The organism is Lichenifustis flavocetrariae (assembly GCF_026130545.1).
Classification (GTDB): domain Bacteria; phylum Pseudomonadota; class Alphaproteobacteria; order Rhizobiales; family Beijerinckiaceae; genus Lichenihabitans; species Lichenihabitans flavocetrariae.
The window spans coordinates 183,105-206,317 of the sequence record NZ_JAMOIM010000006.1; the positions used below are offsets into that span (position 1 = coordinate 183,105).

19 protein-coding genes are annotated in these 23,213 nt (G+C 65.2%); 9 read left to right on the forward strand and 10 right to left on the reverse strand.

What is annotated here, in order from left to right:
* Nucleotides 1-12 precede the first annotated feature (12 nt).
* The 3 genes from M8523_RS11440 to M8523_RS11450 all read left to right on the forward strand — a co-directional run bounded on the left by M8523_RS11440 (nucleotide 13) and on the right by M8523_RS11450 (nucleotide 4,137).
* Nucleotides 13-2,112 (forward strand): M3 family metallopeptidase, encoded by a 2,100-nt coding sequence (locus M8523_RS11440; protein WP_428350371.1) that lies wholly within the window; start codon nucleotides 13-15, stop codon nucleotides 2,110-2,112.
* A 34-nt stretch (nucleotides 2,113-2,146) separates the two neighbouring features.
* The gene (locus M8523_RS11445; protein ID WP_282584996.1) at nucleotides 2,147-3,241 is read left to right on the forward strand and encodes an ATP-dependent DNA helicase; all 1,095 of its coding nucleotides are present in this window, start codon (nucleotides 2,147-2,149) and stop codon (nucleotides 3,239-3,241) included.
* Between the two features lie 335 nt (nucleotides 3,242-3,576).
* Complete coding sequence (locus tag M8523_RS11450) at nucleotides 3,577-4,137, forward strand: hypothetical protein (protein WP_282584997.1); 561 nt, start codon at nucleotides 3,577-3,579, stop codon at nucleotides 4,135-4,137.
* Nucleotides 4,138-4,192: 55 nt separating this feature from the next.
* On the opposite strand, the gene M8523_RS11455 is transcribed toward M8523_RS11450, so the two are convergent.
* Nucleotides 4,193-5,863 (reverse strand): formate--tetrahydrofolate ligase, encoded by a 1,671-nt coding sequence (locus M8523_RS11455; RefSeq protein WP_282584998.1) that lies wholly within the window; start codon nucleotides 5,861-5,863, stop codon nucleotides 4,193-4,195.
* A 166-nt stretch (nucleotides 5,864-6,029) separates the two neighbouring features.
* Here M8523_RS11455 and hemA point away from each other — a divergent pair, with 166 nt between their 5' ends.
* The gene (gene hemA, locus M8523_RS11460) at nucleotides 6,030-7,265 is read left to right on the forward strand and encodes a 5-aminolevulinate synthase (RefSeq protein WP_282584999.1); all 1,236 of its coding nucleotides are present in this window, start codon (nucleotides 6,030-6,032) and stop codon (nucleotides 7,263-7,265) included.
* Nucleotides 7,266-7,277: 12 nt separating this feature from the next.
* On the opposite strand, the gene M8523_RS11465 is transcribed toward hemA, so the two are convergent.
* Nucleotides 7,278-8,504, reverse strand: a complete 1,227-nt coding sequence (locus tag M8523_RS11465; protein WP_282585000.1) for a pyridoxal phosphate-dependent aminotransferase — start codon at nucleotides 8,502-8,504, stop codon at nucleotides 7,278-7,280.
* Nucleotides 8,505-8,542: 38 nt separating this feature from the next.
* Complete coding sequence (gene mscL / locus M8523_RS11470) at nucleotides 8,543-8,992, reverse strand: large conductance mechanosensitive channel protein MscL (RefSeq protein WP_282585001.1); 450 nt, start codon at nucleotides 8,990-8,992, stop codon at nucleotides 8,543-8,545.
* An 84-nt stretch (nucleotides 8,993-9,076) separates the two neighbouring features.
* On the opposite strand from mscL, the gene M8523_RS11475 reads away from it, so the two are divergent.
* Nucleotides 9,077-9,724 carry a class I SAM-dependent methyltransferase gene (locus M8523_RS11475; RefSeq protein WP_282585002.1) on the forward strand — a complete coding sequence of 216 codons (648 nt, stop codon included), beginning with the start codon at nucleotides 9,077-9,079 and terminating at the stop codon, nucleotides 9,722-9,724.
* A 7-nt stretch (nucleotides 9,725-9,731) separates the two neighbouring features.
* Here M8523_RS11475 and M8523_RS11480 read toward each other — a convergent pair whose 3' ends face one another.
* The 4 genes from M8523_RS11480 to M8523_RS11495 are packed head-to-tail and all read right to left on the reverse strand — an operon-like array spanning nucleotide 9,732 to nucleotide 12,388.
* Nucleotides 9,732-10,640 carry a metal ABC transporter solute-binding protein, Zn/Mn family gene (locus M8523_RS11480; protein WP_282585003.1) on the reverse strand — a complete coding sequence of 303 codons (909 nt, stop codon included), beginning with the start codon at nucleotides 10,638-10,640 and terminating at the stop codon, nucleotides 9,732-9,734.
* Nucleotides 10,641-10,659: 19 nt separating this feature from the next.
* Nucleotides 10,660-11,529, reverse strand: coding sequence for a metal ABC transporter permease (locus tag M8523_RS11485; protein WP_282585004.1), 870 nt, complete (start codon nucleotides 11,527-11,529; stop codon nucleotides 10,660-10,662).
* Entirely contained in the window at nucleotides 11,526-12,266 is a 741-nt protein-coding gene (locus M8523_RS11490; RefSeq protein ID WP_282585005.1) for a metal ABC transporter ATP-binding protein, read from the reverse strand. Before M8523_RS11490 ends, M8523_RS11485 begins: the two co-directional genes overlap by 4 nt.
* On the reverse strand, nucleotides 12,263-12,388 hold the full coding sequence (locus M8523_RS11495; protein ID WP_282585006.1) for a hypothetical protein: 126 nt from the start codon (nucleotides 12,386-12,388) through the stop codon (nucleotides 12,263-12,265). Before M8523_RS11495 ends, M8523_RS11490 begins: the two co-directional genes overlap by 4 nt.
* Before the next feature lie 137 nt (nucleotides 12,389-12,525).
* Between M8523_RS11495 and M8523_RS11500 the strand changes: the two genes are divergently transcribed.
* The 3 genes from M8523_RS11500 to polA all read left to right on the forward strand — a co-directional run bounded on the left by M8523_RS11500 (nucleotide 12,526) and on the right by polA (nucleotide 17,112).
* The gene (locus tag M8523_RS11500) at nucleotides 12,526-12,963 is read left to right on the forward strand and encodes a Fur family transcriptional regulator (protein WP_282585007.1); all 438 of its coding nucleotides are present in this window, start codon (nucleotides 12,526-12,528) and stop codon (nucleotides 12,961-12,963) included.
* A gap of 240 nt (nucleotides 12,964-13,203) precedes the next feature.
* Nucleotides 13,204-13,887 carry a VPLPA-CTERM sorting domain-containing protein gene (locus M8523_RS11505; RefSeq protein WP_282585008.1) on the forward strand — a complete coding sequence of 228 codons (684 nt, stop codon included), beginning with the start codon at nucleotides 13,204-13,206 and terminating at the stop codon, nucleotides 13,885-13,887.
* A 171-nt stretch (nucleotides 13,888-14,058) separates the two neighbouring features.
* Nucleotides 14,059-17,112: a DNA polymerase I gene (gene polA / locus M8523_RS11510; RefSeq protein WP_282585009.1), complete on the forward strand. Its 3,054-nt coding sequence runs from the start codon at nucleotides 14,059-14,061 to the stop codon at nucleotides 17,110-17,112.
* Nucleotides 17,113-17,156: 44 nt separating this feature from the next.
* On the opposite strand, the gene iolE is transcribed toward polA, so the two are convergent.
* The 3 genes from iolE to M8523_RS11525 form a co-directional block, all read right to left on the reverse strand.
* Complete coding sequence (gene iolE, locus M8523_RS11515; RefSeq protein ID WP_282585010.1) at nucleotides 17,157-18,056, reverse strand: myo-inosose-2 dehydratase; 900 nt, start codon at nucleotides 18,054-18,056, stop codon at nucleotides 17,157-17,159.
* Between the two features lie 159 nt (nucleotides 18,057-18,215).
* Complete coding sequence (locus M8523_RS11520; RefSeq protein ID WP_282585011.1) at nucleotides 18,216-20,165, reverse strand: bifunctional 5-dehydro-2-deoxygluconokinase/5-dehydro-2-deoxyphosphogluconate aldolase; 1,950 nt, start codon at nucleotides 20,163-20,165, stop codon at nucleotides 18,216-18,218.
* Between the two features lie 329 nt (nucleotides 20,166-20,494).
* Complete coding sequence (locus tag M8523_RS11525) at nucleotides 20,495-21,730, reverse strand: SGNH/GDSL hydrolase family protein (RefSeq protein ID WP_282585012.1); 1,236 nt, start codon at nucleotides 21,728-21,730, stop codon at nucleotides 20,495-20,497.
* 186 nt (nucleotides 21,731-21,916) lie between these two features.
* On the opposite strand from M8523_RS11525, the gene M8523_RS11530 reads away from it, so the two are divergent.
* Nucleotides 21,917-23,191: an ABC transporter substrate-binding protein gene (locus M8523_RS11530; RefSeq protein ID WP_428350337.1), complete on the forward strand. Its 1,275-nt coding sequence runs from the start codon at nucleotides 21,917-21,919 to the stop codon at nucleotides 23,189-23,191.
* Nucleotides 23,192-23,213 lie beyond the last annotated feature (22 nt).

A 23,213-nucleotide genomic window follows, 5' to 3' on the forward strand; every position in this document is an offset into this window, starting at 1 on the left:
CATCTTGGCCACATGGGCGGCCTCACGCCGCACCGATTCGATCAGGAAGCGACCTTGCCAGACGAGATCAACCCGTTCTTCCAGACGTGGAACACTCCGTTCGGGGTTGCTCCCTTCCCGGACCTGCGCCCGGAACATTTCATCCCGGCCTTCGAACGCGGCATGGCCGAGCACGATGCCGACATCGACGCGATTGTGGCGAACGCGGAGCCGCCGAGTTTCGACACGGTGATCGTCCCATTGGAGCGAATGGGCGCGCTGCTCCGCCGGGTCAATGGCGTGTTCTGGAACCTGTCCGGCTCGAACACCAACGAGGCAATCCAAGCGGTCGAGCGCGAGATCTCGCCCCGCCTCGCGCGACACTATCAGTCGATCGCCGTCAATGCGGCGCTGTTTCGCAAGGTCGAGGCCGTCTGGAACGAGCGTGACACCCTCGCGCTCGATGAGGAACAGGCCCGCGTGCTCGATCTGACCTACGAGGGGTTCGTGCGCGACGGCGCCAAGCTCGATCCCGCCGATAAGGAGCGTCTGACCACGATCGTCGAACGTCTCGCCACGCTGGGGACGCAGTTCAGCCAGAACGTGCTCAGCGACGAGAAAAGCTACCGGCTTGTGCTCGACCCCGAGACCGATCTCGTGGGGCTTCCGCCGGCTCTTGTCGATGCGACCGCACAGGCCGCATCCGAACGCGGCCTCGACGGGCAACATATCGTCACCCTGTCGCGATCCCTCGTGGTGCCGTTCCTGCAGTATTCGAGTCGACGGGACCTGCGCGAAAAGGTCTTCGCGGCGTGGATCCGGCGAGGGGAAAATGGCGGCGAGGCCGACAATCTCGCGATCGTGGCCGAGACCGTGAAGCTCCGAGCCGAGCGCGCGCGCCTGCTCGGTTTTGAGACATTCGCCGACTACAAGCTGCAGCCCGTGATGGCCAAGACACCGGAGGCCGTGCAGGCGCTGCTCGATCGCGTGTGGGAGCGCGCCCGCATCAGAGCCGAACAGGAAGAGGTGGATCTGCAGAATGCGGTGCGGGCCGAGGGCGGCAATTTCACCATCGCGGCGCACGATTGGCGCTACTATTCCGAGAAGGTTCGCAAGTCTCAATACGACATCGACGAGGCCGAGCTGAAGCCCTACCTCGAACTCGGCAACGTCATCGCGGCCGCCTTCGACACGGCCCATAGGTTATTCGGCCTCACCTTCACGGAGCGGCACGATATTCCGCTCTACCATCCCGACGTGAAGAGCTTTTCGGTTGCGGACCGTACTGGCCGGCATGTCGCCTTGTTCCTGGGCGACTACTTCGCCCGGCCCTCTAAGCGCAGCGGCGCTTGGAATTCGTCGTTCCGCAGCCAAGAGCATATGGGCGTCGAGGACATCCGTCCGATCGTCGTCAATGTCATGAATTTCGCCAAGGGTGGCGATGGCGAGCCGACGCTGCTGTCGTTCGACGACGCCCGCACGCTGTTTCACGAATTCGGCCATGCGCTGCATACGATGCTGTCTGACGTGACCTACCCGTCGATCGCTGGAACGAGTGTACCGCGCGATTTCGTGGAATTTCCGAGCCAGCTCTACGAACATTGGTTCATGCGCGAGGAGGTTTTGCGTCGGTTCGCCCTCCATGCTGAGACCGGTGTTCCGATGCCCGAGGAGTTGCTGGCGAGGGTGAAACGCGCCCGGAACTTCAACCAGGGCTTTTCGACCGTGGAATATTGCGCGTCGGCGATCGTCGACCTCGATTTCCATCTGCTGCGGGAAGATGAGATCACCGAACATTTCGATCCGGTCGCATTCGAGCGCCGCGTGCTCGACCGGATCGGCATGCCGAATGCGATCGTCATGCGGCACCGCACGCCGCATTTCACGCATGTCTTCTCCGGGGACGGCTATTCGTCCGGCTATTATTCCTATCTCTGGTCCGAAGTGCTCGATGCCGATGGGTTCGCGGCCTTCGAGGAGACGGGCGACATCTACGACCAGGAGACGGCCGACCGGCTCTATCGCTACGTGCTTTCGGCGGGAGATACACGGGAGCCCGATGAGGCTTACCGGCTGTTCCGAGGGCGGATGCCGAGCGTCGACACGCTGATCGAAAAGCGCGGCCTCGCCTGAGGCTGCCCTTGCGGGTCGTGGATCGATCGACACCATGAAATGGTCGCCCGAACAAGATGCGGCGCTCCAGGCCGTTTCGGCCTGGGCCAAACAGGCGGGTGGGCCGCAGATCTTCCGCCTGTTCGGCTATGCGGGCACAGGGAAGACGACGCTCGCCCGCACCATCGCCGAGGATGTGAGCGGCACGGTCGCTTTCGGTGCCTATACGGGCAAGGCGGCGCTCGTGCTTCGCTCCAAAGGCTGTCGCGACGCCACCACCCTCCACAGCCTGATCTATCGCACCCGGGATGCCGAAACCGAGACCCCGACCTTCGTGATCAACAACGAAAGTGCGGCCTCGAAAGCGGACCTCATCATCATCGACGAATGCTCGATGGTGGACGAGGACCTCGGGCGCGATCTCCTGTCGTTCGGCACCAAGGTTCTGGTCCTGGGCGACCCAGCCCAGATTCCGCCCGTGCGCGGCGGCGGCTTCTTCACCGAGGCCGAGCCCGACGCCATGCTGCGGGAAGTGCATCGGCAAGCGGCCGACAACCCGATCATCCGCCTGTCGATGACCGTGCGGGAGGGCGGGCGCCTTGCGGTCGGGCAATATGGCGAGAGCCGCGTGATTCCGCGGTCGCAGCTCGGAGCCTCGACCGTGCTGCAGGCCGACCAGCTGCTGGTCGGCACCAATAAGTCACGGCGGGCCTACAATCGCCGGATGCGCGAATTGCTCGGCTTCGAACACCCGATGCCGGAGGCGGGTGAGAAGCTCGTCTGCCTGCGCAACGATAAGAAAAAAGGGCTGCTCAATGGTGGAACGTGGATCGTGGATAAGCTTCATGCCATGCGCGGGACCAAGTTGCGCATGAGCGTGATCCCAGAAGGAGAAGCTCAAGGTAAGGCGACACGCATCAGCGTGCTTCCGCTCATGTTCGAAGGCACGGATGAGGAGATCCCCTACGCGCTACGCAGGGAGTCGGATGAATTTGACTACGGCTACGCATTGACGGTGCACAAGGCGCAGGGGTCGCAGTGGACCGACGTGGTCCTATTCGACGAGAGCTTCGCGTTTCGAGACCACGCGAGCCGTTGGCTCTATACTGGCATCACGCGCGCCAGTTCGAAGCTCACAGTCGTGATCTGACGCGGCTCGGCTTTCGTTTTTATTAAAGGTCTCTCGAAGCTTCGAGCCGTTTCACTGGCCAACCCTTACCATGACGTGAAAGACACAGCGCAAGAATGTGTCAGGCCCAACCTTTAGCTTGGCCGGAGGTTTGATATATGGGCAGAGTACGCGAGACCGGCGAACTCTCACGGGGCGAGTCGGACGCGGCCATCGTCACGGCGAAAATAAGTCGCGGCGGTGCAACAAATGGCCACGCTGGCCGTTAGATGTCCATGCAAACGCCTCATCGTTTGCTGGCGGCGAAGTCGACGGCATTCGAGGCATGAATTCTATCGTTGTTGGAGCGTGATCTTATGAAGAAGACCCTTGGTTTAAGCGCTGCGATCGCCTTGGCGATCGTCGCTGGTTCGGTTGGCGTTGCTAACGCTCAGGATGCGTCCACGGTCGTGGTTCCGGCCAAGAAGCCGGTGAAGGGCCACGCTGCGCGGTCCAGCACTCCCATGCGCACGCTCACGGTTGCGGCTCCGACGCCTGCACCGGCTCCGTCGCCGCTCGGCCTCATCACCGCCCCGATCGGCTTTGCCGGTTCGATCGTGACGGCCCCGCTCAGCGGCATCAGCCAGGCATTCGGCTACGGCCCTATCGGTGGTGCATCTCGTCCGCTTCCGATCGTCGCCCGCTACGCGGATGCCGGTGCGGTCACGGATTCGGTGAACCAGGGCTGGGCGCAGCCGGTTCCGGTCTCGGCTAACGGCCCGGTGTACAAGCTCGAGGAAGTTAAGAACAGCGGTATGGTTTCGCCGTTCGCGGTGATTGCTGCTCCGATCACCGCTGCGACCACCATCGCGGCTGCGCCGTTCAATGCGGCTGGTGCGGTTCTCGGCGCTCCGCCGGCTCCCGCTCCCGTGTTCTAAGCAACCACATCTTTGGTTCGAAAGTGCCGGCGACAAGTTCGCCGGCACTTTTGTGTCAGAACAGACCTTCCACCAGCCCGTTCTTAAGCCGAATCACTTCGGCCGCTGGGACGCGCGGCAGACCCGGCATGGTCCGGATATCCCCGCACAGCATGACGACGAAGCCGGCGCCGGCCGCAAGACGAATGGACCGGATCTCGATGTGGTGTCCCTCGGGCGCCCCCAAGGCAGTCGGGTCGGTCGAGAACGAATATTGTGTCTTGGCCATACAGACCGGCAGATCTCCGAACCCGGCTTTGGTGATCCGCTCGCAGTCGCGTGCCGCTTGAGTGGTCACTGTGATGTCCTCGGCGCCATAGATCTCTCGGGCGATCGCCCTGGCCTTGCCGAAGAGATCGGCGGTGTCAGGATAAAGCGGAGTGAAGGGAGACGTGCGAGCTTCGGCCGCACTGACAACAGCTGTAGCCAAATCGGTGATGCCGGCGGAACCGGCGGCCCAATGCCGGCATGTGATCGCCAACGTGTTCAGACGCCCCCGGCACGCGGAAATCACCAAATCGTGCTCGGCCGCCGTGTCGCTCGCGAAATGGTTGAGAGCGACGATCGGGTCGAGGCCCATCCGCCGTAAGCCGGCGACGTGGCGCGCCAGATTGGCGAGACCGCGATCGAGCGCCTGGAGGTCCTCGCTTGCCAGTGCATCCCTGGCGAGGCCACCGTGCATCTTGAGGGCGCGGACGGTTGCGACGAGGACCACCGCATCCGGTGAGAGGCCCGACTGCCGGCATTTGATGTTGAGGAATTTTTCTGCACCGAGGTCCGACCCGAAGCCTGCTTCCGTCACCACGAAATCCGCAAGCGCCAGGCCGGCGCGGGTCGCCACGAGGGAATTGCAGCCATGCGCGATGTTGGCGAACGGGCCGCCATGCACCAGCGCCGGCGTGTTTTCGAGCGTCTGAACCAGATTGGGCTGAAACGCTTCCTGTAGCAGCACCGTCATGGCGCCTTCGGCCTTGAGGTCGGCAGCCGTGACGGGTGTGCCGTCGTACCTCTGCGCCACGGTGATCCGGCCGAGGCGGCGTTGCAGATCGTCGAGGGTTTCGGCCAGACAGAAGATCGCCATTACCTCCGACGCGACCGTGATGTCGAACCCGTCCTCGCGCGGAAACCCGTTGGCAACTCCGCCTAGCGACGAGACGACGCTGCGGAGCGCCCGATCGTTCATGTCGACGACGCGTCGCCACGTCACGCGCCGGGTGTCGATCCCAAGGGCGTTACCCCAATAGATATGATTGTCGAGCATCGCGGCGAGCAGGTTATGGGCGCTCGAAATGGCATGAAAATCACCAGTGAAATGCAGGTTGATCTTCTCCATGGGCACCACCTGGGCCCGCCCGCCGCCGGCCGCGCCGCCCTTCAGGCCGAAGACGGGCCCAAGCGACGGCTCGCGCAGGCACACGAGGCTTCGCTTGCCGATGCGGCTGAGGCCGTCGCCGAGCCCGACCGTGGTCGTGGTTTTGCCTTCGCCCGCGGGTGTCGGACTGATCGCCGTGACGAGCACCAGCTTGGAGGCGGGACGCCGCGCAAGGGAGGTCGACGCAGCCGCGTCGATCTTGGCGATGTGCCGGCCGAAAAGATGCAGGGCATCGGCAGGAAGGTCGAGCCGGGCTGCGACATCGGCGATCGGCAAAAGCGGCGCTCGTCGTGCAATATCGATGTCGGAGTCCATCCGGGTCCTGCCTCTCTCAAGGGCTCTGCGCCGCAGGCGCACGGCAGGGATGAGGCGATTGGCGATGGTTTGTAAACACCTCCAGGCTGTAATAATACCAAACTGGCGGCCGGGGTCGCCGTGACGGGCCGGTCCGCGGAGGAGTGGTGCCGTCCAAGAGGTCAGCATGCCATATCGACATTACTTCGAGGACGCAGTCGGCAAGCTGCATTCCGAGCGCCGCTACCGGGTCTTCACCGATCTCGAACGCAACGCGGACCAGTTCCCGCTTGCGGCGTGGCGGGGGCCGCAAGGCGCGATCGATGTGGTGATGTGGTGCTCCAACGACTACCTCGGCATGGGCTGCCATCCGGCCGTGACGAGCGCCATGATGGAGGCGGTGTCCAGGTTCGGCGCTGGCGCGGGCGGCACGCGTAACATTTCCGGCAACAGCCATCCCGTGGTGCAACTCGAAGCCGAACTTGCCGACCTCCACGCCAAAGCTTCCGCGCTGGTCTTCACCTCGGGTTGGGTGTCGAACCTGGCCGGCATCTCGGCCATTGCCGGCTTGATCCCCGATTGCGTGATCCTGTCGGATGAGCTCAATCACAATTCGATGATCGAGGGCATTCGCCGCTCAGGCCGCGACAAGGTCATCTTCCGGCACAATGATCTCGCGCATCTCGAACACCAATTGCGTGCCATCGGGACCGCGCGTCCAAAGCTGATCGTCTTCGAGAGCCTCTATTCGATGGACGGCGACATCGCTCCGGTCGCGGCGATCGCCAAGCTCGCCAAAACCTACAAGGCCATGACGTATCTCGACGAAGTTCATGCTGTCGGGCTCTATGGCGCGCGGGGCGGCGGCATCGCCGAGCGCGACGGCGTCATGGACCAGATCGATGTGATCGAGGGCACGCTGGCGAAAGGCTTTGGAACACTCGGCGGCTATCTCGCGGCCGATACCGCGATCATCGACGCGGTGCGCTCCTACGCGCCGTCCTTCATCTTCACCACCGCGCTTCCGCCCGCCGTCGCGGTGGCGGCGCGCACGGCCGTCCGGCATCTGAAAGCGTCGGCGAGCGAACGTTTACTCCATCAGCGTCAGGTGGCCCATACGAAAGCTGCCTTGACGGAAGCGGGCCTCCCCGTGATGGACAATCGATCGCATATCGTCCCGCTGTTCGTCGGCGACGCGGATCTTTGCAAGCAGGCGAGCGACCTGCTGCTGGAACGGCACGCGATCTACATCCAGCCCATCAACTATCCGACTGTCGCGCGCGGGACGGAGCGTCTGCGCATCACGCCGACGCCCCGCCACAGCGAGGCCCATATCGATGCCCTCACGGCAGCCCTTCGCGATGTGTGGCATCAACTCGACCTGCCGACCGCGATCCGCTACCGGGCGCGGGCGGCCGAATAAGACGTCATTCCTTCAGGCGTGCTGGTCGAGCCACGTCGTGAGCCGGCGCGCGACCTCGCGGATCTGATCCGGGCTGCGCGCGAAACAGAGCCGGAGGTAACCATCCCCGCCCGCCCCGAAGCCATCGCCGGGGGCGGTGCCAAGGCCCGCTTCGTCGACGAGTCGGAATGCGAGCTTGCGGGCATCGGGATGCCCCTCGATGGCGCAGAAAAGGTAGAAGGCGCCCTCGGGCCGCGCGAAGCGCACCTTGCCGGTCGCGGCCAGCGCATTGCACAAAACATCCCGGTTCGCCCGCGCCCGCGCCACTTGCTCGGCCAGGAACCCCTCGCCATGCGCGATCGCCATCGTGGCGGCGCGCTGCGTCGGGACCGGCACGCCCGAGGTGGAATATTGCACCAGGTTCTCGATGATCTGGCCAAGCGCCGGAGGCGCCTCCAGCCAGCCGATCCGCCACCCGGTCATGGCCCAGTTCTTCGAACAGGTCTGCGGGAACAGGATGAGGTCGTCTTCCTCCATGATGTCGTGGAACGACGGCGCGCGCTCCATGTCGAACACGAAATGGCCGTAGATCTCGTCGGCGATGATCCAGAGGCCATGCTGGCGCGCGAGGTCCAGCACGGACTGAAGCTCGGCGAGGGTGGCTACCCAGCCTAGTGGATTCGACGGCGAATTGATCACGATGGCACGCGTGCGGGACGTGATCGCCCCGGCGAGCGCGTCGGCGTCGATCGTCCATCTGGGTTGGGGAGCTTGCCCGAGTTGCATCGGAACCTCGACCACCCGGCCGCCGAGCGCCACGATGGCGCCGCCGAAATTCGGCCAGGCCGGGGTCGGCATGATGAACTCGTCGCCCGGTCCACCCACGAGCCGCATCGCGATCTGCAGAGCGTGCATGCCCCCGACGGTGACGAAGAAGCGCTCCGACGACAGCGCGCGGCGCGCCCCATAAAGCCCCGTCATATAGTGGGCGATCGTGTCACGTAGTTCGGGGATGCCGCGCTGGTAGGTGTAGAAGGTCTCACCCGCCTCGAAGGACCGGGTCGCCGCGGTGCTGATGAAGGCGGGTGTCGGCTGGTCGCTTTCGCCGACCCAGAGCGGGATCAGGCCCTGGCGGTTACGTCCATAGTTGAAGATCTCGACGATCCCGCTTTCCGGGATGCCGAGAACCTCCGGTCGGATATGATCAAGCGGCCCACCGCGCCGTGGCTCGGCCGCCAGGCCGCTTTCATTTTTGGACAACCTTCAACCCCTCACGTGCAGCCTGTTCGGCCTTCCGTTTAGCGGATTGGCGTCGATCGGGCGAGGAGGTCGCGGATCTCCGTCAGCAGGACCTCCTCGCCGGTCGGCACGGGCGAGGCCTTCGGAGGCTCCGTGGCCTGGAACCGGCGAATGGCCTTGACGATCAGGAACAGCACGAAGGCGACGATGAGGAAGTTGACCACGTACGTCGCGAAACTGCCCCAGGCCAGCACCGGGCCTTGTTTCTGTGCATCGACGAGGTTCGTGGCCGTCACATTGTGGCTGAGCGGAAGGAAGTAGTTGGAAAAATCCGCGCTGCCCACCAGGCCCACGATCGGCATGATGATGTCCTTGACCAGAGAATCGACGATCTTGCTGAAGGCCGCCCCGATGATCACCGCGAAAGCGAGGTCGATGACATTGCCCTTCAGCGCAAAGTCGCGGAAGGCTTGCAATTCGCTCTTGAGTGAAACCTTTGGTGCCAGCATGACCGAACTCCTGCCCCAACCGGCGATCGGTTGTTGAAGGCGCCGCAAGGCTAGCTTCACCGGCTAACGAGAGCAAAACGCTATTTGACCGATCCTGAAACTTTCATTCGCAGCACGACCCGGATGTTGCCCGTTCCGGGCGTTCCCGAAATCGCGGTCTACACGGCCGACGAGGCGACTGCGCTGTGGGAGAAAACCGAAGAGCAGCTGGGGCAAACCGGATTGCCGCCGCCGTTCTGGGCCTTTCCCTGGGCGGGCGGGCAGGCGCTCGCGCGCTACATCCTGGCGCATCCGCAGATCGTACAGGGCCGCACGGTTCTCGATCTCGCGGCCGGCTCGGGCTTGGTCGCCATTGCGGCCGCGAAGGCGGGCGCGGCGGCTGTCTGGGCCAATGACATCGATCCCTTCGCCCGGACCGCCATTGCGGTGAATGCCGCCGCGAACGGGGTCGCGGTCGGCCTTTTGCCTGGCGACATCGTCGGGACGGCCGGGACCTGGGACGTGGTTCTCGCGGGGGACATCTCGTACGAGCGCGACATGGCGACCCGTCTGACCGGATGGCTTGAAAGCTTGGCCCGGGATGGCGCCGAGGTGCTCGTGGGCGACCCCGGGCGCTCGTATCTGGCTCGGGATCGTCTCGAACTCGTCGCGAGCTACGATGTCCCGGTGCCTCGGGCGCTGGAGGATGCCGACAGCAAACGCTCCAGCGTCTGGCGCTTCCGGGCAGCCTGAACGGACGTCAGGATTTAGGCGTGGTCTTCATGCCGGCCACCAGCCGGTCGACGTCGTATTTGAACATGTCCGCGTAGGTGGCGGCCGGACCATCCGGCGGCGACAGAGCCTCGACGTAAAGCTCACCGCCCGGCTGCGCGCCCGTGGCTTCGGCGATCTGCTTGACCAAGCGGGGGTCGTTCGAGTTCTCGAAGAAATAGCTGCCGACATGCTGGGCCTTGATCTGCCGGATCACAGCGGCGACCTGGGCGGCCGAGGGTTCGTTCTCGGTCGAGAAACCAAGCGGCGAGATAAACGTCACGTGGTAGGCCGCTCCGAAATAGCTGAGGGCGTCATGCGTCGTCAGCACCTTGCGTTGTGCCTGCGGGACGGCGTCGATCTCCCGACGGGCATAGCTGTCGAGGTCCTTCAACTGGGCCGAATAGCGCGCCGCATTGGCCTCGAAGGCCGCAGCATCCTCGGGGTCCGTCTTGCTCAAGGCTTTCGTGATATCGGCCACATAGATCAGCGCGTTGGGGATGCTGTTCCAGGCATGCGGGTCGATGATGGTCCGGCCGTCTTCCTGCATGGCGCGGGTCTTGATTCCGTCCGAGGCGATCACCGGCTTTCCCTGATATCCAGCCGCCTTGGCGAGGCGCCCGAACCAGCCTTCCAGCCCGAGGCCGCTCGTGAACACGACGTCGGCGGTCTTCAGGAGCTTGGCGTCGTCGGGCGTTGGCTCGAATTCGTGGGGATCGCCGTTCGGCGGCACCAGGCTGACCACATGGACGTGGTCGCCCCCGACCTGCCGGACCATGTCGGCCAGTACCGTGAAGGAGGCGACGGCCTCAAGGGTCCGGGCCGCCGCGGGGGTCGCGAGGGCGAGTGTCGTCGTGACCGTCAGGGCGGCACCGGCAAGAAGGGACCGAGTCAGCATGGAATGAGGCTCCTGGTTTTCAGCCCACGAACCGCGGGCGGGAGAGAATCCGGCGCGCCAGACCACCGCGCCCGAAAACGATCGAGACGAGGTAGAACAGGCTCGCGGTGAGAACGATGGTCGGGCCTGAGGCAAGGCTCACGTGAAACGAGACCACGAGACCGATGAAGCCCGACAGGGCGGCGACCAGGGTCGCGAACCCGATCATACCCGGCAGCGTCGTGGCCCAGAGCCGCGCCACGGCGGCCGGCAGCATCATGAGGCCAACCGCCATCAGCGTGCCGAGCGCCTGGAACGCCGCCACGAGGTTGGCGACGACCAGCACCAGGAAGAGCGCGTGGTAGAGCGAACCCCTGCCATCGACCGATCGCAGGAAGCCCGGGTCGAAGCACTCGGCCACGAGCGGCCGGTAGACGACCGCGAGGGTCACCACCGTGGCCGACGTGATCGACGCGATGAGGTAGAGGGACGGCCCGTCGATGGCCAGGATGGTGCCGAACAGCACGTGCAAGAGATCGATGTTCGAGCCCCGCAAGGAGACGATCAGGACCCCGAGCGCCAGCGACGTCAGGTAGAAGCTCGCAAAACTCGCGTCCTCCTTCAGCACCGTGCCTCGGCTGACGAGCCCCGACAGCAGCGCCACGGCAAGACCTGCCACCATGCCGCCGATCCCCATCGCGGGCAGCGACAGGCCCGCGACCAGGAACCCGACCGCCGCGCCGGGCAGAATGGCGTGGCTCATGGCATCGCCCACGAGGCTCATGCGGCGCAGCATCAACAAAACCCCGATCGGCCCCGAGCCGATGCCGAGCGACAGGCAGGCGACGAGCGCGCGCCGCATGAAGCCATAGTCGACGAAGGGCGCGACCAGCAGCGCGTCGAGGGTCATGCGGCGGCCCGGTGATCCGGCGTCTCGTCCCATCGCTCCGCCATGGCGCGCGCGCGCAGCAGGTTCGCTGGGCTGAGCGCCTCGGCGGTCGGGCCCCAGGCGACCTGCTCGCGCGCCAGCAGGAGCGCGCGCGGGAAATGGGCCCGTACCTGATCGAAATCGTGCAGCACCGCGATGATGGTCCGCTCTTCCCCGTGCCAGCGGCGGACGAGCGCGAGAAGATCGGCCGTGGTTCGGGTGTCGATCGCCGTGAAAGGCTCGTCGAGAATGATCACCGGCGCATCCTGCAGCAGCAGGCGCGCGAAGAGGACGCGCTGGAACTGCCCCGCCGAGAGCGAGCCGATCGCCCGCTGCCCGAAGCCGTCGAGGCCGACGGCCCTCAAGGCATCCGCGGTGCGGGCCATCACGTCCCGGCCGACCCGCCCGAACGCGCCCGTGTGCCGCCAGGCGCCGAGCACCACGAGATCGGTGACAGTGATCGGGAACGAGCGGTCGATTTCCGCCGCCTGGGGCAGGTAGGCGACGTCCCGAGCCGCGAAATCCTGCCGGACGACGCGGCCTCGGACGGGCTTCAGAATGCCGACAAGTGTCTTGATCAGGGTCGACTTCCCGGCGCCGTTCGGTCCCACCACGGCTGTCATGCTCCCTGCCTCGAAACATCCGTCGATATCGCGCAAGGCGGCTTGACGGTCGTAGGCGACGGTCAGGTGGCTGACCGCAAGGCTGCCCCGGCTCATGGCACGCTCACGGCCCAGGCGACCGCGCCCCAAAGGGCGAGGAGCACGACAGCCACCCAGGCGACACGCGTAGTGGCCGCATGCATGAGAACGGAATGCGCGGGCAAGGGGTTGAATGCCATGGACTGTGCTCGAAAGCCGCGGTGATTGGGACGGCCGGACCAAACGCGCTCTGGAGCGAGCCGGCCAGTTCTGTTATCTTGTAACGATCAGCTATGATACAATATAACCTTCGTCAAGTGGAACGGTTGCGGACAGCATGGCCAGCCGAAAGGGAACACAGCACGCCACGAACATCATGGAGGCGCTGACGGAAGCCGCGCGACCCCTCAGTGCCTATGATCTTCTGGACCGGTTGCGGCCGACCGGCGTCGCGGCGCCCTTGACCGTGTACCGGGCGCTCGACAAGCTCATGGCCTCAGGCAGGGTTCACCGCATCGAGTCTCTCAATGCCTTCGTGGCTTGCCGCCATGGCGAGCATCATCATGACCATGCCGATACGCCGCCGCCGCGTGCGGTGGGGTTTGCGATCTGCGACGGCTGCGGGACCGTCGAGGAATTCTCCGATGCCGATCTCTTCGCGCATCTCAACGGCTGTTTGGCGGCCAAGGGGTTCGTGCCGCGATCGAGCGCGATCGAGGTGCATGGCCGGTGCGCGGGCTGTGTCCGAGGAGGAGTGGCCGAAACTCAGCCCTGACATCGCGCCAGCCGCGAAACCTCGAACGGTCGGCAACGCAAGTGGACCAGACGAACTTGTTCACGAGTCGATCGGGCTCCGGAGCTTGTTCCGCCCGAACCGCGCTCCCGGCGGTCGTCATGACGCGTTCACGCCGACACCTTAACAAAAGGTTTCGAGCCCGATGGGGTGGCTCGATCGGCCGATGACTCTCCCTGCCACGGAAGACCGGCGACCGATGTTTTGGTTCGGAGGGACCGAGTGAAACGAATTCTGAGCAATACGCGTATTTTGGCGGCGACCACGGGGCTTCTGGCCTCCGCGGCGATCATGCCGGCGCAGGCAAGCGTCGTCTATCAGAGCACTGCCTATTCTGGCATGGATACTGGGGACTACATCCTGTCTTCGAACAACTTCATGGGTGCAGCCTTTCAGCTCACGACCGCGACGAAGATCACCGGCATCGGCGCGCAATTCGGTGCGAACAATGGCGGCGCCATCTTCGGGACGATCGTTCCACTGGCCTCGTTGACGGCATTCCCGGCCGGGTCATCGGCCGACCTCTCGAGCATCAGCCTAGCCAGCACGGTATTCAGCGTGCCGAGCGGCACCACCGCCCTCGATTTCGTGACGCCGCTTTCGGTGACGCTCAATGCAGGCTCCTACGGCGTGATTTTCGGGGCCGGTCAGTTCGGCTCCACGGCATCGGGATTTGCGGGTCTAGGAGGCTACAACACCCCCACCGGGACATCGCCGGAATTGTTTCGTTCCTTCTTCTCGACGGATTGGACGCGTTTCGACGACAACATCCGAATCGTGGTCGAAGGTAACTCCATCTCGACCGTTCCTCTGCCCGCAGGGCTTCCGCTGATGGCCGCGGGTCTCGGCGTTCTCGGTCTCCTCGGTGCGCGCCATTACCGCAGGGGCGACGCCACAATCGGCTAAACACGAATCCGCTTCGCGACAGGCTCCGGATCCACTTCGGGCCTGTCGTGCGGTCGCGTTCGAGGGGACGCTGAAGCGGGACGTCAAGATGGGCTGGAGCGGGACACATCGCGGCGTTTCGCTCGAGAAGCCATTGCCCCCCATCCCTCCTCTGCCCCATAACGCTCCACCATGAGCGCGACCCCAAAACACCGTCCCGTCCAGCCCGGCGACCACGTCTTTCTCGTGGACGGGTCGGGTTTCATTTTCCGAGCCTATTTCCAGTCGATCCGGCAGGACGCGAAATACAATTACCGGGCCGACAAGCTGCCCACCGGGGCCGTGCGGCTGTTCGCGACAAAGCTGTTCCAGTTCATCCGCGAGGGAGCAGCGGGGTTCAAGCCGACCCATCTCGCCATCATCTTCGACAAGAGCGAGAACTCGTTCCGCAAGGAGCTCTATCCCGCCTACAAGGCGCATCGCTCCGAGCCACCCGAAGACCTCGTGCCGCAATTCCCGCTGATGCGCCACACCGTGCGGGCCTTCGGACTGGAGCCGGTCGAGCAGGACACCTACGAGGCCGATGACCTCATCGCCACCTATGCGCGCGAGGCGCGGGCGGCCGGGGCCGACGTGCTCATCATCTCGGCCGACAAGGATCTGATGCAGCTGATCGAGCCGGGCGTCATCATGTACGACCCGGCCTCGGGCGACCAGTCCAAGGCCGGGTCGCGGGCCGAGCGCATCATCGGCGAACAGGAGGTGGTGGACTATTTCGGGGTCCGGCCCGAGCGGGTGATCGACGTGCAGGCGCTCGCGGGCGATTCCACCGACAATGTGCCGGGCGCGCCGGGCATCGGGCTGAAGACCGCCGCCCAACTCATCACCGAGTTCGGCGACCTCGACACGCTGCTGGCCCGCGCCGGCGAGATCAAGCAGCCGAAGCGCCGCGAGACCCTGACCGACCCCGAGCGCGTGGCGCTGATCCGCACCTCGAAGGTGCTCGTCACGCTCGTGCGCGACGTGAAGGTCGAGACACCGCTGCACATGCTCGGCCTGCACGAACCCGACCCGAAAAAGCTCGTGCCCTTCCTGAAGGCGATGGAATTCACCACGCTGACGAAGCGCGCCGCCGAGGCCTATCGCTGCGACGTGGCGGATTTCGAGGCGGATCCGGAATTCCTGGGGACGGGCGGTTGGCGGAACCGGCACGGGTCCAACACCGACGGCGACTTCCCAGTGACGGCGCCGGCCGCCGCTCCCGCGATCGACACCCCCGAAGCCGTGGCCGCCACATCGGCCGCCGCCGTTCCCGCATCCGGTCTCACCGGCCCGCAACGGCTCGCGGCCGAGCGTGTGAAGGAGGGTCTCGCCACCGTCATTTCGCACAAGGACTACCGCACGATCACGACGCTCGATCAGCTCGACGCCGTGCTGGCCGCCGCGCACGAGGGCGGTCTGCTCGCCATCGACACCGAAACCACTTCGCTCGACGCCCGCAACGCCGAACTCGTCGGCATCGCGCTCGCGACCGCGCCCGGCGCCGCCTGCTACGTGCCTATCGCCCATCGCACCTCGGAAGCCGCCGGCGGTCTTTTCGGCGACGGCGAATTGCTTCCCGGCCAGATCCCGCTCCAGGCCGTTCTCGACCGACTGAAACCCATCCTCGAATCCCGCGCGGTGCTGAAGATCGCGCAGAACATGAAATACGATTGGCTGGTCTTCGCCGAGCACGGCATCGAATGCCATGGCTTCGACGACACGATGCTGCAATCCTATGCGCTCGACGCCGGCATGAATTCGCTCGACTTCAACCGGCTCGACGCGCTGGCGAAAACCCACCTTAACCACACACCGATCGCCTTCAAGGATCTGGCGGGCTCGGGCAAGTCCTTCATCGGTTTCGCGCGGGTGCCGATCGACAAGGCCACCGAATATGCGGCCGAGGATGCCGATGTGGCGCTGCGCCTCTGGCGCGTGTTCCGCGCGCGGCTGCCGGCCGAACGGGTGACCACCGTCTACGAGACGCTGGAGCGGCCGATGGTCGAGACGCTCGCCCGCATGGAGCGGCGCGGCGTGATGATCGACCCGCACATCCTCTCCCGCCTCTCCGGCGAATTTGCCCAGGAGATGGCGCGGCTCGAGGCCGAGATCTATGAGCAGGCGGGCCAGACCTTCAACTTGGGCTCACCCAAGCAGGTGGCCGACATCCTGTTCGGCAAGATGGGCCTCGCGAGCGGTGCCAAGACCGCGACAGGCGCCTATTCCACCGCCGCCCGTATCCTCGACGACCTCGCCGAACAGGGCAACCCCTTCGCCCGCCTGATCCTCGATTGGCGGCAGGTGTCGAAACTCCGGGCCACTTACACGGACGCGCTGCCGGGCTACATCGACAAGCGCACCGGCCGGGTGCACACCTCGTTCGCGCTCGCGGCCACCACGACGGGACGGCTCTCGTCCTCCGAACCCAACATCCAGAACATCCCGATCCGGACCGAGGCGGGCCGGAAAATCCGCACGGCCTTCATCGCCGCGCCCGGCCACAAGCTGATTTCGGCCGATTACAGCCAGATCGAGCTCCGGCTCCTGGCCCATATGGCCGACATCCCGCAGTTGAAACAGGCCTTTGCCGAAGGGCGCGACATTCACGCGAGCACGGCCTCGGAGATGTTCAACGTGCCGATCGAGGGCATGCCGTCCGAGACCCGGCGCCGCGCCAAGGCGATCAATTTCGGCATCGTCTACGGCATTTCGGCCTTCGGGCTCGCGAACCAGCTCGGCATTCCGCGCGATCAGGCCGGCGCCTACATCCGCACCTATTTCGACCGCTTCCCGGGCATCCGCACCTACATGGACGCCACCAAACGCATCTGCAAACAGCAGGGTTACGTGGAAACCCTGTTCGGCCGCAAATGCCACTATCCGCGTATCACGGCCTCCAACCCCTCCGAGCGCGCCTTCAACGAGCGCGCCGCCGTGAATGCGCCGATCCAGGGCACGGCGGCCGACATCATCCGCCGCGCGATGATCCGCATGGACGCCGCGCTGCTGGACGCCAAGCTCTCAGCCCGCATGCTGCTGCAGGTGCATGACGAATTGGTCTTCGAGGTGCCGGACGAGGAGGTCGAGGCGACGATCCCGGTGATCAGCCGCGTGATGGTGGACGCGCCGCACCCTGCCGTGACGCTGGAGGTTCCGCTGGTGGTCGAGGCGCGCGCGGCCGGGAATTGGGACGAGGCGCATTGACCCGGTGAAGCCTCGTCTGGGAGTTCATGGTAACGCGGCGCGTGTCAGGCGAGGCCGCCCTCGCGCAGGAACCGCTTGAGATTGGCCACACCCATCTTGGCATAGTGGAGCGGATTGGCCTTTTCCGGGTCCTGCTCGGCCTCGACCACGACCCAGCCGGAATAGCCGGAGAGCTCCTTGAAGACCGAGACATAATCGACCGCGCCATCGCCTGGCACCGTGTAGATGCCGAGTTCGCCATCGGGGCCCAGCACGGCGTCGAGGAAGCTCCAGTCCTCCGCGTCGGCCCGCGCCTTCACGTCGGGGCGCACGTCCTTGCAATGGACATGGCTGATACGGTTCTTGTAGCGGCGCGCGATGCCGACCGGATCGGCGCCGGCCCAGGTGAGATGGCCGGTGTCGAGCAGTAGGTACACGGGCGCTTCGGTGTGGCTCATGAAGGCGTGGATGTCGTCTTCGCTCTGCACGATCGTGCCCATATGGTGATGGTAGCAGAGCTTGAACCCTTCTTCGGCGAGCAACTGGGCCAGTTCGGTGATGCGCTCGCCGTATTGGATCCAGGCGCTCGTCGCCATGATGGGGCGCTTCGACAGATGGGTGCCGCGCTGGCCGTGGATGGCATTGGAGGTCTCGGCCACGATGAACACTTCGGTGCCCATCGCCTTCAGAAGATCGCGGTGGGGCTTCGCGAGATCGAACTCCTCGCGGCCGGTGCGGTTGAGAAGCTCGATCGAGTGCCAGCCGCCGACGCAGGCCATGCCGAAGGGCGCCAGCGCCGCCTTCAAGGCCGCCGGTTCGCGCGGGAACTTGTTGCCCAACTCCATGCCCTCGAACCCCGCCTCCTTGGCCTCAGCCAGGCAGGTTTCCAAAGGCGTCTTGCCGCCGATCTCCTGCAGGTCGTCGTTGGACCAGCCGATGGGATTGGCGCCGATGCGGATCGTCATGATTGAACCCTACGTCTCGTTTTGCACCTCCCGTTCGCACGGGAGCGGATCACTGGCTAAGCAGCCTTGCGTGGCTCAAGCCACGGTTGATTTCGCTTTTTCAAAGCGAAATCAACGCTGCTAAAACTTTGAAGTGTCAGCAGGTTCGGGAGAACCTGCTTAAGCAGCCGCAGCATTCTGCTGCCCGATCGGTTGTAGCGCATCCCAGGCGTTCACGAGGGTCTCGAACCGCTCCGCCATGCGGCGCGTCACTTCCCCATCGTCGATGCGCCCCCCGAGCCATTCGCGGGCCGGCTCGGCGAAAATGGTGCGGCCCACCGCAAACCCCTTGACGGCCGGACAGGCGGCCGCGAGCCGGAAGCCCTCGATCAGGTCTTCCGCGGGTGCGTCGAGCCCGAGCAGCATGATGCCGCGGCAGAGCGGGTCATTTTTGGCAATCATGTCGGCGATAGCGGTCCAGGCCGCGGCGCTCGGCTGGCCTTCGAGCTTCCACCAGTCCGGCTTCATGCCGAGGCCATAGAGGCGCTCGATCGTGCTCGCGACCGTCTGGTCGCCAAGCCGCCCATGCTTGCCCGCGATGATCTCCACGAGAAGCTCGCGGCCGATCCTCCGCGCGGCATCCTGCAGGCGCAACAGCTCGCGATCCTGGCGCGCCGTCAGATCCTCTGCATCGTCGGGATGCATGAAGCACAGGCATTTGATCGTGTGGCTGATCGGCCATTCGATCAGTTTGGCGGCGAGGGAGCCGCCGCTTTCGAAATCGAGCGGGCGCGACCCGGGCTGTTCGACCGGCCGGCCGATCCACAGCTTGTGGTCGGCGGCACGGAACAAGGCCTCGCGGCCGTAGGTGCCGTCGATCAGCATGCCGAAACCCTCGCGCCCGGCCGCGACCTGCACGGCGGCATCGACCGCAAGGCGCTTCAGGGTGTGGATGCGGTCGCGCGACGCTCCTTCCTGGTCGGCGATCTGTTCGAGCTGCAGGCGATGATCGATGGCAAAAGCCCGGATCTGCCGTGGATGGACGTGGGGCGGCGTCAGGGCGTCCCGTGTCGTCGCCCAATGCAGATGGTTCAGCGCCTGATCGTGACGGACCTGCCGGCCGGCCGGGCCGTGCGTAAGGAAATGCTGCAGTTCCGTGAAAGTCGGGTATTCCACCGAGCAGAGAAGGCGGGAGACCGCGAAGGCTCCGCAGGCATTGGCAAAGGCGCAGCAGGTCTCGACCGGCTCGCCGCGCAGGTAGCCCCGCAGGAAGCCGGACATGAAGGCGTCGCCGGCGCCAAGCACGTTGAACACCTCGACCGGAAAGCCGGGGCCTTTGATGCCGTCCTCGATTCCCTCCGAGATGGGGCCGTCGAAGACCACGCAGCCCATCGGGCCGCGCTTGCAGACGATCAGCGCCTGCGAGACGGCGCGGATCGCCTTGATGGCGGCGAGCGGCTCCTCGGCCCCGCCGGCGATCATCAATTCCTCCTCGGTGCCGACGATCACGTCGCACTCCGGCAGGATGGGAGCGAGATGGGCCGTGACGGCGGCTGAGGCGATGTAGCGTTCCTCGCCCGCCCCGTGGCCCGCAAGGCCCCAGAGGTTCGGGCGATAGTCGACGTCGAAGATCACCTTGCGGCCATGCTGCTTGGCGAAGCGCATGGCCAGCTTTTGGGCGGCCGCGGCGTTCTCTCGCGCGAAATGGGTGCCCGTGACGACGATCGCGGCAGCCCGCGCGATGAAAGCCTCGTCGATGTCGCTCGGGTCGAGCGCGCTGTCGGCGCAATTGTCGCGGTAGAAGATCAACGGGAAGGTCTTGGAGTCGCGGATGCCGAGCAGCACCAGCGCGGTGAGCCGTTCGGGATCGGTGTGAACGCCTGTCACATCGACGCCCTCGCGGTCGAGCTGCTCGCGGATGAAGCGGCCCATATGCTCGTCACCAACCCGCGTGATGAGCCCGCTTTTCAGCCCCAGCCGCGCCGTCCCGATCGCGATATTGGTCGGACAACCGCCCACTGCCTTGGAAAAGCTTGCCATATCCTCGAGTCGGCCGCCGATCTGAGCTCCATAGAGATCGACGGACGACCGGCCGATGGTGACGACATCGAGTTGAGGCGCGGGAGCCATGAAATATCCGTTCAGTTGCGGGGACAGGCGGCTGTCAGGCTCAGCGTTCGATCGCGACAAAGGAACCGGAACGACGGACGGAGCAGGGTGAAAACCCGCCGTCGGGACAGACCCGGCGCCGGGCCGCGTTGTGGAGCATCGGTCGTTCCTCATTGTGTCGCGGGCGCCGAGGCGGCGCGTGCGTCCTGGCACGGCACCGCCAATACGAAACAATAATTCCGGCTAGACGTCAATTCAGAATATTCGTTCCCCTGGTGCCTCCCTCCGCATCTGTGCAGGTGCGACCTTAGGCCAGCAACACCTGCACTCCGGGACCGCCAGTGCAATGCTTAGGGGTGACTAAGGAGAGACAGATCGACGGCCTCGCCCATCGCCTTGTATCCGGCATCGTTGGGGTGAAGGTGGTCGCCGTAATCATAGGCGGGCAGCACGTGATCCGGTTGTGCCGGATCGCGCACGACCGCGTCGAAATCGATCACGCCATCGAAGACCCGACTTTCACGGATCCAGCGGTTGACGGCTTGCCGTTTTGCTTCACCCTCGGGGGTGAAGTAGCCCGGGAAGACGGTGCCGGCGTAGGGCGTGAGGGTCGCACCGAGAATCCGGAGACCATGCGCATGCGCCCGGTCGGCCATCTGCCGCATTGCGGCCGTGATGTCGTCCGCGCTGACCGTCTGTTCCGGCAGGTCGGCGCTGCCCGGATGGCCGATGTCGTTGATCGACTCCATGAGAATCACGGTCGTGACACCGGGCACGGCCAGAACGTCGCGGTCGAAGCGCGCCAGTGCCGCCGGGCCGAATTGCGATTCCGGCAGATCATGCAGCACCCGGTTCCCGCTGATGCCGGCATCCACGATACCGGTGGCGGCATGCGCCGTGACAAGCCGCTCGGCCAGCACGTCGGGCCAGCGGCGGTTGGCATCGAGGGTCGAGCCATAGCCATCGGTGATGGAATCACCCAGCGTGACGACGGCCCCGGCATTCGGAGCGTCGACCTCGACACCGCTCAGGAAAAACCGTGCCGTGCTCGTGGTCGGTTGCGTCAGTGTCGCGGCGGCGGTCTGGTCGCCGTCCGAAAGGTAGGTGGTGGCGCGCCCGAGGGGATGGGTGGCGGCCGGCCCGGTGTCGCGCGGTACGAACAGGCTGATCGCGATACTGTCCAGCGCCTGCGCATCGACCGGGATCGGGTCGCTCAGTGCGGGAGCGCCTGGTGGGATCGTGACCGAGGGCCGGCCCCCGAAGGTGAGAACGCGGTCTGTCGCGGGATCGATGCTGCCCGCGGCCTGCCCCGGCTTGGCGAGATGGGCCGCGCCGATCACCAGCGGGCCGGTGCCCATCTCATTGCTGATGCGGATTCGCAGAGCCTTGCCGCCAAGCGACAGGCGGACGATCTGGCGGATCGTCTGATTGGTCACCTCCGGCCCGTTGGGAAAGGCCGGCGCGGCGCCCCAACTACCAACCCAGTGCGACGCGGTCGTGGATTGCGCCGCAGCCTCTCTGGTCGGCACGGCCGCCATGAGGGTCAGAACCGATACCGCAGCCAGGAATCCGTTTCGTCGTGTCATGATCATCCTCCCTGATTTGTTTTCAAGCATCGTCGGATGGAGATCGGTGCTTGGCAACCCCGTTGCGGGAGGTCAGCCGAGGCGATGCGGTGAGCCCGTGAATCCCCGCGTGGAACCGGTCCGACTTCGTTGATCTTGGGACATAAGTCCGCGATGCTGCGGCCTGGCAACAGAGGGGCGGGCGAGATGACGATGCTTTCAGGATGGATGATGGGGCCTGCGGCCTTGTGGCTCGCCCTCGCGACCGGTGGGGCCGCGCATGCCGCCGATTGCTCGATCACGGTCGGGCTCGTCATGGAGTTGACCGGACCGGCGGGTGAATACGGGCAGGCCGGCGCGAAGTCGGTCGAGATGGCGTTCCGCGACCTCAATGCGGCGGGGGGTGCGCAGGGCTGCAAGCTCGTGACCGATACGCGCGACTCCCATTCGACCGGGACCCTCGCGGTCGATGCCGCGACCCAGTTGGTTCAGCTTAAGCATGTGCCCGTCATCATCGGCGGGATCATCTCGTCTGTGACGATCCCGATCCTGACGGCCGTGACGGCCCCCGCAAAGGTTGTGCAGGTGTCGCCCGCCTCGTCGTCGCCGACGCTGACCGAGCTCGGTCGCCAGGGCAAGACCAATGGCATCTTCTTCCGTACCATCACGTCGGACGCGCTACAGGGCGTCGCGGCCGCCAAATATGCGCTCGACAAGGGGCTGAAGAAGATCGCGGTGATCCACGTCAACAATGACTTCGGGGTCAACATGGTCAAGGAATTCGCGGTCGCCTACAAGGCGCTCGGGGGCACGATCGTGTCGACCACCCCTTACAACGAAAAGCAGTCGAGCTACGATTCCGAGGCGACGGCCGCCATGTCGGGCAGCCCGGATGCGCTCTATCTCGTCTCGACCCCGGTCGACGGTGCCACGATCGCCCGCGCCTGGGTGGCCGGCGGCGGCCCGCAGAAGTTCCTGCTCAACGACGGCATGAACTCGCCCGACTTCATCGACAGCGTCGGCGCCCAATATCTGAACGACGCCTATGGCACCTCGTCGGGCACGGCCCCGACGCCGTCGACCACCTATTTCAACGACAATTACAAGACCTTTTCGGGCCTCGACCCGGCCAATCCGGCGGCCGACCGCTCCTACGACGCGGGCGCGATCGTCGGGCTCGCGATCGCGGCAGCCGGCTCGCAGGAGCCATTGGCGATCCGCGACGCCATCTACAAGGTCACCGACCCGAAAGGCACGCCGGTCGGTGCCGGGCAGGAGGGCCTTGCGAAAGCGCTCTCCTTGCTGAAGGAGGGCAAACCCATCCGCTACGAAGGCGTGATCGGGCCCATCGCCTTCGACAAGGTCGGCGACATCACCGGGCCGTTCCGGCTGTGGAAGATCACCGACGGCAAGGTGACGACGACGGGCGAGATGAGCACCGACGAGGTCAATGCGTTGAAGGCGAAGCTGGGCGGGCAGTAACGGTCCGTTTCACCTCAATTCT

What these genes read in the sequence shown, in the direction of transcription:
- M8523_RS11440 (WP_428350371.1), top strand. Translation starts at nt 13, where the DNA reads ATGGGCGGCCTCACGCCGCACCGATTCGATCAGGAAGCGACCTTGCCA.
- M8523_RS11445 (WP_282584996.1), top strand. Translation starts at nt 2,147, where the DNA reads ATGAAATGGTCGCCCGAACAAGATGCGGCGCTCCAGGCCGTTTCGGCC.
- M8523_RS11450 (WP_282584997.1), top strand. Translation starts at nt 3,577, where the DNA reads ATGAAGAAGACCCTTGGTTTAAGCGCTGCGATCGCCTTGGCGATCGTC.
- M8523_RS11455 (WP_282584998.1), bottom strand. Translation starts at nt 5,863, where the DNA reads ATGGACTCCGACATCGATATTGCACGACGAGCGCCGCTTTTGCCGATC.
- hemA (WP_282584999.1), top strand. Translation starts at nt 6,030, where the DNA reads ATGCCATATCGACATTACTTCGAGGACGCAGTCGGCAAGCTGCATTCC.
- mscL (WP_282585001.1), bottom strand. Translation starts at nt 8,992, where the DNA reads ATGCTGGCACCAAAGGTTTCACTCAAGAGCGAATTGCAAGCCTTCCGC.
- M8523_RS11480 (WP_282585003.1), bottom strand. Translation starts at nt 10,640, where the DNA reads ATGCTGACTCGGTCCCTTCTTGCCGGTGCCGCCCTGACGGTCACGACG.
- M8523_RS11485 (WP_282585004.1), bottom strand. Translation starts at nt 11,529, where the DNA reads ATGACCCTCGACGCGCTGCTGGTCGCGCCCTTCGTCGACTATGGCTTC.
- M8523_RS11490 (WP_282585005.1), bottom strand. Translation starts at nt 12,266, where the DNA reads ATGAGCCGGGGCAGCCTTGCGGTCAGCCACCTGACCGTCGCCTACGAC.
- M8523_RS11495 (WP_282585006.1), bottom strand. Translation starts at nt 12,388, where the DNA reads ATGGCATTCAACCCCTTGCCCGCGCATTCCGTTCTCATGCATGCGGCC.
- M8523_RS11500 (WP_282585007.1), top strand. Translation starts at nt 12,526, where the DNA reads ATGGCCAGCCGAAAGGGAACACAGCACGCCACGAACATCATGGAGGCG.
- polA (WP_282585009.1), top strand. Translation starts at nt 14,059, where the DNA reads ATGAGCGCGACCCCAAAACACCGTCCCGTCCAGCCCGGCGACCACGTC.
- iolE (WP_282585010.1), bottom strand. Translation starts at nt 18,056, where the DNA reads ATGACGATCCGCATCGGCGCCAATCCCATCGGCTGGTCCAACGACGAC.
- M8523_RS11520 (WP_282585011.1), bottom strand. Translation starts at nt 20,165, where the DNA reads ATGGCTCCCGCGCCTCAACTCGATGTCGTCACCATCGGCCGGTCGTCC.
- M8523_RS11525 (WP_282585012.1), bottom strand. Translation starts at nt 21,730, where the DNA reads ATGACACGACGAAACGGATTCCTGGCTGCGGTATCGGTTCTGACCCTC.
- M8523_RS11530 (WP_428350337.1), top strand. Translation starts at nt 21,917, where the DNA reads ATGACGATGCTTTCAGGATGGATGATGGGGCCTGCGGCCTTGTGGCTC.